The organism is Pseudomonas kielensis (assembly GCF_030505375.1).
GTDB lineage: Bacteria > Pseudomonadota > Gammaproteobacteria > Pseudomonadales > Pseudomonadaceae > Aquipseudomonas > Aquipseudomonas kielensis.
In genome coordinates this window covers 4,095,344-4,107,411 of record NZ_CP130043.1, presented here as the reverse complement: position 1 = coordinate 4,107,411, position 12,068 = coordinate 4,095,344, and the positions used below count along the sequence as shown (strand labels likewise).

The following is a 12,068-nucleotide window of genomic DNA, read 5'->3' as shown; positions in this document are numbered from 1 at the left end:
TTCAACAGATTTGTGGCGATGTGGACTGCCGCAGGCGGCGATGTTTTACAACGCGATCGGCTTACGCCCGGCAAACGAATGCGCCAACGTGCCGCCATCCACCAGTTCCAACTCGCCCCCCAACGGTACCCCGTGGGCGATACGCGAGGTGATCAGGCCCTTGTTGCTGAGCAACTGGGCGATGTAGTGAGCGGTCGCTTCGCCTTCCACGGTCGGGTTGGTGGCGAGGATGATTTCGCTGAAGGTGCCGGCCTCTTCGATCCGCGCCAGCAATTGCGGAATGCCAATGGCTTCCGGCCCCAGGCCATCGAGCGGCGACAAATGGCCCTTGAGTACGAAGTAGCGTCCGCGAAAGCCGGTCTGCTCCACGGCATACACGTCCATCGGCCCCTCGACCACGCACAGCAGGCTGTCGTCGCGGCGGGGGTCGGAGCACTGCGGGCACAGTTCTTCTTCGGTCAGGGTGCGGCACAGGCGGCAATGGCCGACCCCTTCCATTGCCTGGCTCAAGGCCAACGCCAGCCGCGAGCCACCGCTGCGGTCGCGTTCGAGCAGTTGCAACGCCATGCGCTGGGCAGTTTTCTGGCCGACCCCAGGCAAGGTGCGCAGGGCGTCGATCAGTTGGCGAATCAAAGGGCTGAAGCTCATGGGCAAAGGTCCGACAAAACAACGAGACGCGGTTTATACCCGCGCCTCTGGCCAGCGTCAAATGCTCATCGGTCGGTCAGTCAGTCATTGGCCACCCGCACCACCAGCTTGCCGAAGTTGCGCCCCTCCAGCAGGCCGATAAAGGCCTCGGGCGCCTGCTCCAGGCCTTCGACCACGTCCTCGCGGAACTTCACCTTGCCGTCACGCACCCAGGGCGCCATGGCCTTGGCAAACTCGGAGTGGCGATCGCCATAGTCGTCGAACACGATAAACCCCTGCATCCTCACCCGCTTGGTCAGCAAGGTGCGCTGCAGCAGGGGCATGCGGTCCGGGCCCGGCGGCGCCTCTTGCGCGTTGTATTGGGCAATCAGGCCGCACACCGGGATCCGCGCCTTGGGATTGAGCAATGGCAGGACCGCGTCGAACACCTTGCCACCAACGTTTTCAAAGTAAATGTCGACACCCGCACCGCACGCCTGCGCCAGTTGTTCGGCAAAATCCGCACGCTTGTGATCGATGCAGGCATCAAAACCCAGCTCATCGACCACGTAGCGGCATTTATCCGCGCCACCGGCGACGCCGACCACCTTCAGCCCCTTGATCCGCGCCACCTGACCCACCACCGAGCCCACGGCGCCGGAAGCAGCCGCCACGACCAAGGTCTCCCCTTCCTTGGGCTGGCCGATGTCCATCAACCCCATGTAGGCGGTCATGCCCGGCATGCCGAGTACGCCCAGGGCCATGGATGGGCTGGGCAAGCCGGACGGCACCGGGATCAGGGCCCGACCGTCGCTGATGCTGTGGCTCTGCCAGCCAGTGGCACCGACCACCAGGTCACCTTCGTGGAATTTCGGGTTCAGCGAGCGCTCGACCCGGCTGACGGCACCACCGGTCATGACCTCGCCGATGGCCACCGGGGCGGCGTAGGACGGTGCGTCGCTCATGCGTCCGCGCATGTAGGGATCGAGCGACAGGTACAGGGTCTTGAGTAGCACCTGACCTTCGGCCAGGTCGGGCAAGGCTTCGCGCTCGAGCCGAAAGTTCTCCGGGGTCGGCGCGCCCACCGGGCGCGACACCAGCACGATGCGTTGGTTGAGGGTCAATGCGTCTGGCATGTGAGCGTCTCCTTGAGCGAAGGTTTAAGGGGCTATAGCAGCAGACCCTGGGAAACGGCCGGCGTTCGATGTTTTGCAGCGCACCCCGCGCACCAGAAACAAAAATGCCAGGCTAGGCGCCTGGCATTTTTTGTAGTCCATCCGACGCGTCAACGCGAATCAGAATGGCAGCTTCATGCCCGGTGGCAGTTGCATGCCGGCGGTCATGCCGGACATCTTGTCCTGGCTGTTGGCCTCGATCTTGCGCACGGCGTCATTGACCGCAGCCGCGAACACGGCTTCGAGCATCTCTTTGTCGTCTTCGCTCAGGCCTTCCACCAGGCTTGGGTCGATGGTCACGCGCTTGACGTCGTGACGACCGGTCATGACCACGGTGACCATATCGCCACCCGCTTTACCGGTGACTTCGGCGTTGGCCAGCTCTTCCTGCATCTTGGCCATTTTTTCCTGCATCTGCTGCGCCTGCTTCATCAGGCCGGCCATGCCACCTTTCATCATGGGAATCACCTCAAAAGTACGTGGATCAAAACGGTGCCCGGCCCAGTGGACCGGGCACCTTCAGTTTGTTAGCCCTGGCTGACCAGGGCCTCGACAGGTTCAATAGTATCGTTACGGATCACTGCGCCGAACTGTTGCATCATCTGCTGGATGAACGGATCGCCGTGGATCGAGTCCTCAGCCTCGCGCTGACGGTTGGCGCGCCGCCGGGACGATGCCTGGGCCGGGGTTTCCTGCTCGGGCTTGATCAGCTCGATGCTCACCGTCAGGGTGCGCTCCAGCAGCTGGTTCAGGGCATCGTTGAGTCGCCGTTGCTGGGTGGCGTTGAACAGCGCGCTGTGGGCCGGGTCCAGGTGCAGCAACCACTGGTCGCCGTCCACCGCGATCAGCGTGCAGTTGGCGGCGATGCTGCCGGTCATGCCGGAAATCGGCAGTTTCGGGAACAGCTCCAGCCACTGCAGGGCCAGGCCGGTGGCCGGCATCGCTGCGGGCTCCGGTTCCGGCGCAGGCGCAGGCTCGGCGGTGTGCTCGCTGGCCAGTTCATCAAGGTAGCTGTACGCCGAATCCATGTCTGGCTCGATGTAATCCTCGTCCAGCGGCGGCTCATCATCCAGGTCCATGTCTGGCGTGGCGGCGTCCACCTCGGCCACCGAAGGCTCGGGAATCGGCGCGGCGGCCCATTCCGGCGCATCCGGCACCACACTGTCGGGCACCGGCACGGGCATCGGGGTCAGGTCTGGCTGTTCGGCGACGGTCTCGAGCACCGGCTCGACCGCCGGTTGCAGCTCGGCGGCCGGCTCTACCGGGTCGTTCCAGGGCAGGTCGACGACCTCCTCGACAACGGCTGCCGGCTCAGGTGCGACGTACACCTCAGGTTCAGGCTCGACCACCGGCGCCACAGGCGCAGGGGTGGGTGCAGGTGCCGCAACAATCGGCGCAGCGGCCACGACCGGCGCAACAGGCAACGCGCCAGCCACTGAGTGAGCGGAATCAACTGTGGCCTGGCTGATCCCCACTGGCTTTAGCGGCTGCCTCGGCGCATCGGCGGTGTCTGCCGGGCGGAAAGCCAGCATCCGCAGCAGGACCATTTCAAAGCCGCCCCGCGGATCAGGGGCCAGCGGCAGATCGCGCCGACCAATCAGCCCCATCTGGTAATAGAACTGCACATCCTCGGCCGGCAAGGCCTGGGCCAGCGCCAACACCCGGTCGCGGTCGCCCTGACCGTTGTCGACACCTTCGGGCAGTGCCTGGGCAATCGCTACGCGGTGCAACACGTTGAGTATTTCCGAGAGCACGCCGTTCCAGTCAGGGCCTTGCTCGGCCAGGTGGCGGACGCCTTCGAGCAACGCCTTGGCGTCGCCTTCGATCAGCGCGTGCAGGACGTCGTAGACCTGGCCATGGTCGAGGGTGCCGAGCATGGCCCGCACGTCCGCTGCCATGACCTTGCCTTCACCGAAGGCAATCGCTTGGTCGGTGAGGCTCATGGCATCGCGCATCGAACCGTCGGCGGCGCGCCCGAGCAACCACAGGGCGTCGTCTTCGAACGGCACGTTCTCCACGCCCAGGACGTGGGTCAAGTGTTCGACCACGCGCTCAGGCGTCATGTTTTTCAGGGAGAACTGCAGGCAGCGCGACAAAATCGTTGCCGGAAGTTTCTGCGGGTCAGTGGTGGCCAGGATGAACTTGACGTAGGGCGGCGGCTCTTCGAGGGTTTTCAACAGCGCATTGAAGGAATGGCTGGAGAGCATGTGCACTTCGTCGATCAGGTAGACCTTGAAGCGCCCACGGCTCGGCGCGTACTGCACGTTGTCCAGCAGTTCGCGGGTGTCCTCGACCTTGGTCCGGCTCGCGGCGTCGATCTCGATCAGGTCGACAAAGCGTCCCTCATCGATCTCACGGCACACCGAACAGGTGCCGCACGGCGTCGAAGTGATACCTGTTTCACAGTTCAGGCATTTGGCAATGATCCGCGCGATGGTGGTCTTGCCCACCCCGCGGGTGCCGGTAAACAAATAGGCGTGGTGCAGCCGCTGGCTGTCCAAGGCATTGATCAGAGCCTTGAGCACATGGGTCTGGCCGACCATTTCGCGGAACGAGCGCGGACGCCATTTACGTGCAAGAACCTGATAACTCATCGAAAACCGTCGCAACTGGGAAGCGGAAGCGGGTAATGCTAGCGGAGCAAGGGCAAAATTGCATCCGGTGTGCTCGGCTAATCTGGCTAAGATGGTGTCTGGGGGACGTTTTAATCGACGTCGGGCGGTATTTGCTGGAGAGTTTATGCGGTCAGCCTTGGGGGCATTGTTACTGGTCAGCGCCAGCGCTCTTGCGGCGCCCAGCCCTTTGCGTTTCGCCATCACCGACAGCTGGGCCATGCCCATGGTGCAGATCGAGCACGGACGCCCGACCCAGGGCATTTTGCATGACGTGATGCTCAGCCTCGCCACCCAGGTCGGCTTGCCCGCCGAGTTCCACGTCCTGGCCCGCGCGCGCGTGCAAAACGCCATGGAGCACGGGGAAATCGACGTCCGCTGCTACGCCGCGCAATCCTGGCTACCCAACCAGTCCGGCGACTATATCTGGAGCATTCCCCTGTGGTTCCAGCGCGACCTGTTGATCAGCACCCAGCACCGTCATGCGTCGGTAGTCCCGGCCAGCCTGGCCCCCCAATCCATCGGCACGGTGCTGAGCTACAACTACCCGACCCTGCAACCGCTGTTCGACAGCGGGCAACTCAAGCGCGACGACGCCCGCAACCAGGACCAGGTCCTGCAAAAGCTGCTGGCCGGACGCAATGAGTACGGGGTGAGCAACCAGTGGACCCTGGACTGGTTCAATCAACGCTTGTTGCCGGAGCGGCAATTACGCGCCGTCGCCGTCCTGCAGGAGCTGCACGTCGGCTGCTACGTGCGCAACGATCCGGACCTGCCGGTGCAGCGCATCCTGCGGACCCTGCTGCGGATGAAAATGTCCGGTGAGATCGACGACATCATCCGCCTGTATACCGGCACTCAAGAGCCATCACCCTAGGTTCAGACAGCCTCATCCAGCACCTGCCACTGCAGGGGCGCGACGAAATTCGCGACCCAGCCCGGCACCTCGCTGGCCGGCATCGGCCGGGCAATGAAGTAACCCTGGGCGACTTCGCAGCCCAGGGTTAGAAGCAGTTGGCCATGTTCGAGGCTCTGCACTCCCTCGGCGATCACCTCCCGACCAAACGCCCGCGCCAGGCCGATCACGGCAGTGGTCAGGGCCAGGTCGTCGCGATCATGCAGAATATCGCGGACAAAAGACTGATCGATCTTGATGGTTTGCGTGTTCAGGCGCTTGAGGTAACTGAGGGACGAGTGACCGGTACCGAAATCCCCCAGCGTGAACCTCACCCCCAGCGCCTGGCAGGCCTGCAGGCAGGCAGTGACATGCTGGATGTTTTCGATCGCCATGGACTCGACAATCTCCAGGTCCAGCAGATGGGGAGCGACCCGGGCGTGACGCTCCAGCACCTGTTTGAGCCGGTCGAAGAAGTCTGTGCGCTGGAAATGCCGGGCGGCGATATTGACGCTGACCGGCCATTGCTGCCCACTCGCCTGCCACCGGGACAACTGCGCCAGCACCTGGTCTATGACCCACTCGCCGATATCGACGATCAGGTCGGTTTCCTCCACCAGTGGCAAAAACTCCCGTGGCGGCACCGCGCCCTTCTGCGGATGTTCCCAGCGCAACGAGGCTTCGAAACCGACCACGACACCGCCGCGCATATTCACCTTGGGCTGGAAATGCAGGTGCAGCTCATTGCCCAGCAAGGCTTGGCGGACACGGGCGACGGTCTGGTGCGTCGCCTTGACCTCGCGATCGCGCATTACATCAAACAGGTGAAAGCGGTTTCGCCCGCTCTGCTTGGCCACGTACATGGCCTGGTCGGCATGGCGCAACAAGGTCTCGGCGTCATCGCTGTCCAGGGGAAACAGGGTCACGCCGATACTGGCGTAGACGTGAATGTCCTTGCCCTGGATTGAGTAAGCCGCCGAAATCGCCTCCAGCACCCGGTTCAACGCCGCGCGCAGCTCCGCCACATCATGCACATAGCGCAGGATCAGCACAAACTCGTCCCCGGCCAGGCGCGCCACCACATCCTCGCCACGCACAATACTGCGCAGGCGTTTGGCCACTTCCACCAGCAACAGGTCGCCACTGGCATGGCCATAGCCGTCATTGACCGCCTTGAAACCGTCCAGGTCGAGCATGCACACCGCCAGCGGCACCTCTTCGATGCGCGAGCAGTCCAGGGCCTGGTTCAGCAGGTCGGAGAGGAACGCCCGATTGGGCAAGCCGGTCAGCACGTCATGCCCGACCCGCCATTGCAGCGAATGCAGCAACTGGCGCTGCTCGCTGGTATCAAAGCCAATCGACACGTAGCGGTGCACCCGCCCCGTCGACTCGTCCAGCACCGGCAGCAGGGTACTGTCGACCCAATACAGGCTACCGTCCTTGGCCCGGTTGCACAGTTCACCCTTCCAGACATTGCCCAGGGCGATGGTGCGCCACAGCGTGGCAAAGAACTCGTCAGGGTGCAGCCCGGAATTGAGCAGCCGGTGATCGACGCCCAGCAGCTCTTCCCGGCGATATCCGGAGACCGCACAGAACCGGTCGTTGACGTAGGTGATTCGACCATCGAGGTCGGTTTCGGAAAATAGAGCGGCGGCATCCACCGCCCTGCGGTATTTCTCATCCATGAGTTTGGCCTGTGGTGGCTAGCGGTCGTACCGCTCAACCAGCGCGCAACGCTTGGAAGAGGTAGGGGGGGCGTAGTAGAACGGCTCGGCAGGTCGCAGCCCGGAGGGCAACGCAGGCAAAGTCCTTGTAATCGTGCGGGCTGGCATATTCAGATGCACATTAACACTCCATGAACAGCGGTGATGGCCCCCGAACGGGCGAAGACCAACTAGCCTTAAAGGCTTCTAATCAGTCAGACAAAAATCCGCATAGTCGACACTCAACCTGCCATCTGGTTCATTTCTTCCGCTTCCTGCACAGAAGAAACTTGCCCAATGATGGCTGTTTCACATCGCCTAAACTGCGGATTTTTAGCCACCCAATGCCCGTGTCGAGCGCCAATTCTACGAAATACATCACATATTTGAAAGCAAGGTGATGAATCATGCAGTTGTGCAATGCCAAAATCTGTCGTTAAGTTCTTGATTCTAAATGGGAATTGAGCGATGCACATTTCAAGTTTGGGTCCAGCCATCAAACGTTATCGCAAGGTAGCGGGGCTAACTCAGGCTGAACTCGGCGAAAGAACCGGTTTTGACCCCAAAACCATCAGCCGCTTCGAAACCGGCACCTATACCCCCAGTGTTGAAGCCCTGTTCATGCTTGCCAACGCAATGGGAGTGAAGCTCAAAGTGTTTTTCGCCGATTATGGCGACGAAGACGAACAGCGAGCGTATCTGTTTGGTGTCGTACACAAAGCCCCCCCAAAGGATCTGGGAAAGCTGATCGCAGCGGTTGATCACGCCTTGTCCAAGCCTTAGCGCCAGAAACAACCAACAGCAGAGGCAACGTTGATCGCTGCCTCTGCTGTGTCGTTCACGCGCCCATAAAAAAGCGCAACACGCGGGAGCGGCGCCGCCGGGGGCAGACAGCAGAAGACACCCTGGACCGAGAAACGCTCGGAGGGCAATAAACAGCAGGATTCAGGAGTAGATGCTGACAGCGCGGATGGGCTGGAGATGTCCAGCGAGGCTGTAGCACAGCGTTAAGGTGGTAACCCCACCAGCCACACCCCGGCACACAATGTTCCCGCTGTGGCTGCTTCCTTCCGGATCTGACCAGGTTCACGGGTAATCGTTGCGGGGGGACCGATGGGGTCACCATAACGACACTCGCCAGTCGGCGAGCCGCGCCATTGTACCTATCTGAGACGAAGTTACAACCGTTCCCGCAGATTAAAAAAAATGAGCCACTTCAATGACATGCGATAGCCCTGCGAGAACAGCGCAGGTAGCAGCTGGCGCAGCCTGCGTTCGGCGGCGTCGCCGGCGTCGCCCCGACTCACTGGGTGGACCTGATTCAGCGCATGGCGGCCGCCGTGCCGCCGAACGCAGCCTCGCAGGCTCGACAGCTGCTACAGGGCCTGCACCGCCTGGTCGGCGCGGCCGCCTTCTTGCTGGATCACCAGGTGAATGAAGTGCAGCTTGCCGACGACCCCTGGCGGCAGGACGAAGGGGTAGAAGTCAGGCTGGCCCATGCTGCGCGACAGCTCGTTGAGCATGCCAGCCAATTCGATCCAGGCATTGACGAACGACAGGAACGCCGCGGCGCCCGGGTGCTGCGGGTCATAGAGCACGCTGGCAGGAAATGCCGGGTAGTCGAAATCCATCTGCCGAGCGCTCATGCCCAAGCCCAGCGCCGTGTCCACCGCATCCATCATGTGTAGGTAATGGGCCCAGGTTTCCGCCCAGTCTTCCCAGGGGTGCATGGTGGCGTAGGCACTGACGTGGCTTTGCTGCCAATCCACCGGGGCGCCCTGCTGATAATGCCGCTCCAGCGCCTCGGCATAACTGGCGCGCTCATCGCCGAACACCTGGCGACAGCCGTCGAGCCAGGGACCGTTGGCGATCAGACGATCCCAATAATAATGTCCGACCTCATGCCGCAAGTGTCCCAGCAGGGTGCGGTAGGGTTCGCCCATCTGCACCCGGACCCGTTCGCGGTGCGCGTCGTCGGCCTCACGGATATCCAGGGTGACCAGGCCGCTGGCGTGCCCCGTCATCGGCGACTTGCCGTCGAGATCGATGCTGACAAAGTCGAAGGCCAGCCCCTGCTCTTCGTCGATGGAGCGGTCGATAACCTGCAACCCCAGGTCGAGCAATTGCGCGACCAGTCGACGCTTGGCGATCTCCACCTTGCGCCAGTGCTCGTGGTTTTGCGCAATGGACAGATCGGGGATGGTCCGGTTCAGGCGACAGGCAATGCAGTGCGAGTGCGGATCGCCAGCAGGCAGCAGCCAGTTGCAGGCCGCTGGCGTATCGAGGTTGGCGCAGCGCCGAAACAGGCCACCTCCCAGGTCGGCGTCCAAGTGCCAGGTGTCCGGCTGTGGGCCGGGCTGCAGCGACGACAAGCGGCTTTGTTCAGGCTGATAGCCCAGGGCTGCGGCGCAGGCCAGGCACTGGCTGTTGCGAAAAAACAGCGACTGCCCACACCGGCACGGCCAGACCTTGCTGTTGCGTGAACTGTCGCCGATGAAGGGCGCGGCGATCCGTGCGCTGAGTTGCTCGAAGAAGCGGTACATGGCGATCTCTCCCTGGGGGCTGGCCAAGTCTAGATCCTGGCACCGCGTTGATCGTTCCCTCTGACTCTGAGTGTCCGGTTGTCGCCAAGGACGTCAGCGCGGGCAAGCGGAGCGCCGCCCGGCCAGCCCCCACCGTCACACGGTAATGCCGTGCCCGCCCAGGAACGCGACAAAAGCCTGTTCATCCAGCACCTTGAGCCCCAGCTCATTGGCCTTGACCAGTTTCGAGCCGGCGCCCGGCCCTGCCACCACACAATAGGTCTTGGCCGAGACTGAGCCGGCGACCTTGGCGCCCAGGCTTTCCAGCTTGTCCTTGGCGATGTCGCGGCTCATCAGTTCCAGGGAGCCGGTGAGCACCCAAGTCTGCCCGGCCAGCGGCAAGCCTTCGACGACTTTCTTTTCGCTCTGCCAATGCATGCCGAAGTCACGCAACTGCTGCTCAGCCGCCAGGGCTTGCTGGCGATTGTCCTCGTTCGCAAAAAACTCGCGCACCGCGTTGGCCTGTTTCTCCGGCAGAGCCTGGCGCATGTCCAGCCAGTCCGCCTCGATCACCGCTTGCAGCGAACCGAACTTGTCGGCCAGCTTCTGCGCCCCGCCGGGACCGACCGAAGGAATGTGCAACTTGTCGAGCAACCCCCCAAGGGTGGTGCTCGCGGCGAACTCGGCGCCCAGCTCACCCTGATCCTGAATCTCCAGGCCATGAGCCAACAGCTGCTTGATCACCTGCTGATTGTGGCTGTCGGTGAAGAAGCTGCGGATCTCGTGGGCGACCTCCAGGCCGACATCCGGCAAGTACGTCAGCACTTGCGGCAATGCCTGCTGTACGCGCTCCAGCGAGCCCAGCGAGCGCGCCAGGACCTTGGCCGTCTCCTCGCCGACATCCGGAATGCCCAGCGCATAGATAAACCGCGCCAGGCTCTGGCGCTTGCTGTCGGCAATGGCCGCCAGCAGGTTCTTGCTCGACAGTTCGGCAAAGCCTTCCAAGTCGACGATCTGCTCGAACGTCAGCCCATACAGGTCCGCCGGCGAGCTGACCAGGCCTTCATCGACCAACTGTTCGACGCTTTTTTCGCCCAGGCCCTCAATGTCCATGGCCCGCCGCGAAACGAAATGGATAATCGCCTGCTTGAGCTGCGCCCCACAGGCCAGGCGGCCGACGCAGCGGTACACCGCGCCTTCGCTGATGGTTTCGCGCCCCTTGCTGCGCTTGATCAACTGCGTGCGCTCGACATGGGAGCCACAGACCGGGCAGCTCTCGGGAATCTGCACCGGCCGGGCATCGGCCGGACGCCGCTCGGTGACCACCTGCACCACCTGCGGAATCACATCGCCGGCCCGGCGAATGATCACCGTGTCGCCGATCATCAGGCCCAGGCGTGCCACTTCGTCCATGTTGTGCAGGGTCGCATTGGACACCGTCACACCCGCCACTTTCACCGGCTTGAGGCGTGCCACGGGCGTCACCGCACCGGTGCGGCCGACCTGGAATTCCACATCGAGCAATTCGGTGAGTTCCTCCATGGCCGGGAATTTATGGGCAATCGCCCAGCGCGGCTCACGGGCACGAAAGCCCAGCTCACGCTGCGCGGCAATGCTGTTGACCTTGAACACCACGCCATCGATCTCGTAAGGCAGCGCATTGCGCCGCTCACCGATATCGCGGTAATAGTCCAGGCATTCGCCGATGCCCTTGGCCAGTTTCAACTCACGACTGACCGGCACCCCCCAGGTCTTGAGCTGCAGCAGGTTGCCGATGTGGGTGTCGGCAATGTCTGCCGATACCTGACCGATGCCGTAGCAGCAGAACTCCAGCGGCCGGCTGGCGGTGATTTTCGAGTCCAGTTGGCGCAAGCTGCCGGCGGCGGCATTGCGCGGGTTGGCGAAGGTCTTGCCGCCCGCCTCCAACTGCGTGGCATTCAGGCGCTCGAAACCGGCCTTGGACATATAGACTTCGCCGCGCACTTCCAGGGTCGCCGGCCAGCCGCTGCCCTGCAGCTTGAGGGGAATATTGCGCACCGTGCGCACATTGACGCTGATGTCTTCACCGGTGGCGCCATCGCCGCGGGTAGCGCCGCGCACCAGCAGGCCATCCTGGTACAACAGGCTGACGGCCAGGCCATCGAGCTTGGGCTCGCAGCTGTATTCCACTTCGGCGCCGCCGCCAAACAGATCGCCGACCGGCAAGTCCAGGCCTTCGGTGACCCGGCGATCGAACTCGTGCATGTCGGTTTCTTCGAAGGCATTGCCCAGGCTCAGCATGGGCACTTCGTGGCGCACCTGGGTAAACGCCGAGAGCGCCGCGCCGCCCACGCGCTGAGTCGGCGAGTCGTGGCTGATCAGTTGCGGATTGGCCGCTTCCAGCGCCTTGAGCTCCTGGAACAACCGATCGTACTCGGCGTCCGGAATGCTCGGCTCATCCAGCACGTAGTATCGGTAGTTGTGCAGATCCAGTTCAGCGCGAAGCTCTAGAATGCGTTTTTCGGCGGCGTTCATGGGTGTTCTCTCATAAAGCA

At 62.7% G+C, this 12,068-nt stretch carries 9 protein-coding genes and 1 other RNA gene; 2 read left to right on the top strand and 8 right to left on the bottom strand.

Features of this window, described 5'->3' with window-relative positions; translation table 11 throughout:
- Nucleotides 1-45: 45 nt before the first annotated feature.
- The 4 genes from recR to dnaX all read right to left on the bottom strand — a co-directional run bounded on the left by recR (nt 46) and on the right by dnaX (nt 4,396).
- On the bottom strand, nt 46-648 hold the full coding sequence (gene recR, locus Q1W70_RS19255; protein WP_166590102.1) for a recombination mediator RecR: 603 nt from the start codon (nt 646-648) through the stop codon (nt 46-48).
- 80 nt (nt 649-728) lie between these two features.
- On the bottom strand, nt 729-1,763 hold the full coding sequence (gene curA, locus Q1W70_RS19250; protein ID WP_166590101.1) for an NADPH-dependent curcumin/dihydrocurcumin reductase: 1,035 nt from the start codon (nt 1,761-1,763) through the stop codon (nt 729-731).
- 159 nt (nt 1,764-1,922) lie between these two features.
- A complete protein-coding gene (locus Q1W70_RS19245; protein WP_008028561.1) occupies nt 1,923-2,261 on the bottom strand; it encodes a YbaB/EbfC family nucleoid-associated protein in 339 nt (112 codons plus the stop codon).
- Nucleotides 2,262-2,329: 68 nt separating this feature from the next.
- Nucleotides 2,330-4,396, bottom strand: a complete 2,067-nt coding sequence (gene dnaX / locus Q1W70_RS19240) for a DNA polymerase III subunit gamma/tau (protein WP_185818172.1) — start codon at nt 4,394-4,396, stop codon at nt 2,330-2,332.
- Nucleotides 4,397-4,541: 145 nt separating this feature from the next.
- On the opposite strand from dnaX, the gene Q1W70_RS19235 reads away from it, so the two are divergent.
- The gene (locus tag Q1W70_RS19235) at nt 4,542-5,291 is read left to right on the top strand and encodes a substrate-binding periplasmic protein (RefSeq protein WP_182341374.1); all 750 of its coding nucleotides are present in this window, start codon (nt 4,542-4,544) and stop codon (nt 5,289-5,291) included.
- Between the two features lie 2 nt (nt 5,292-5,293).
- Here Q1W70_RS19235 and Q1W70_RS19230 read toward each other — a convergent pair whose 3' ends face one another.
- Entirely contained in the window at nt 5,294-6,994 is a 1,701-nt protein-coding gene (locus tag Q1W70_RS19230) for a putative bifunctional diguanylate cyclase/phosphodiesterase (RefSeq protein ID WP_302097761.1), read from the bottom strand.
- A 486-nt stretch (nt 6,995-7,480) separates the two neighbouring features.
- Here Q1W70_RS19230 and Q1W70_RS19225 point away from each other — a divergent pair, with 486 nt between their 5' ends.
- Complete coding sequence (locus Q1W70_RS19225; protein ID WP_166590097.1) at nt 7,481-7,795, top strand: helix-turn-helix domain-containing protein; 315 nt, start codon at nt 7,481-7,483, stop codon at nt 7,793-7,795.
- A 236-nt stretch (nt 7,796-8,031) separates the two neighbouring features.
- Here Q1W70_RS19225 and ffs read toward each other — a convergent pair.
- The 3 genes from ffs to ligA all read right to left on the bottom strand — a co-directional run bounded on the left by ffs (nt 8,032) and on the right by ligA (nt 12,048).
- An RNA gene (ffs, locus tag Q1W70_RS19220) (signal recognition particle sRNA small type) lies at nt 8,032-8,128 on the bottom strand.
- Nucleotides 8,129-8,388: 260 nt separating this feature from the next.
- A complete protein-coding gene (locus Q1W70_RS19215; RefSeq protein ID WP_302098904.1) occupies nt 8,389-9,555 on the bottom strand; it encodes a zinc-binding metallopeptidase family protein in 1,167 nt (388 codons plus the stop codon).
- A 135-nt stretch (nt 9,556-9,690) separates the two neighbouring features.
- Nucleotides 9,691-12,048, bottom strand: a complete 2,358-nt coding sequence (gene ligA / locus Q1W70_RS19210) for an NAD-dependent DNA ligase LigA (protein ID WP_302097760.1) — start codon at nt 12,046-12,048, stop codon at nt 9,691-9,693.
- Nucleotides 12,049-12,068 lie beyond the last annotated feature (20 nt).

Excerpts from the sequence above, each read along its gene's own strand:
- recR (WP_166590102.1), bottom strand. The coding sequence starts at position 648 with ATGAGCTTCAGCCCTTTGATTCGCCAACTGATCGACGCCCTGCGCACC.
- dnaX (WP_185818172.1), bottom strand. The coding sequence starts at position 4,396 with ATGAGTTATCAGGTTCTTGCACGTAAATGGCGTCCGCGCTCGTTCCGC.
- Q1W70_RS19225 (WP_166590097.1), top strand. The coding sequence starts at position 7,481 with ATGCACATTTCAAGTTTGGGTCCAGCCATCAAACGTTATCGCAAGGTA.
- Q1W70_RS19215 (WP_302098904.1), bottom strand. The coding sequence starts at position 9,555 with ATGTACCGCTTCTTCGAGCAACTCAGCGCACGGATCGCCGCGCCCTTC.
- ligA (WP_302097760.1), bottom strand. The coding sequence starts at position 12,048 with ATGAACGCCGCCGAAAAACGCATTCTAGAGCTTCGCGCTGAACTGGAT.
- curA (WP_166590101.1), bottom strand. The coding sequence starts at position 1,763 with ATGCCAGACGCATTGACCCTCAACCAACGCATCGTGCTGGTGTCGCGC.
- Q1W70_RS19235 (WP_182341374.1), top strand. The coding sequence starts at position 4,542 with ATGCGGTCAGCCTTGGGGGCATTGTTACTGGTCAGCGCCAGCGCTCTT.
- Q1W70_RS19245 (WP_008028561.1), bottom strand. The coding sequence starts at position 2,261 with ATGATGAAAGGTGGCATGGCCGGCCTGATGAAGCAGGCGCAGCAGATG.
- Q1W70_RS19230 (WP_302097761.1), bottom strand. The coding sequence starts at position 6,994 with ATGGATGAGAAATACCGCAGGGCGGTGGATGCCGCCGCTCTATTTTCC.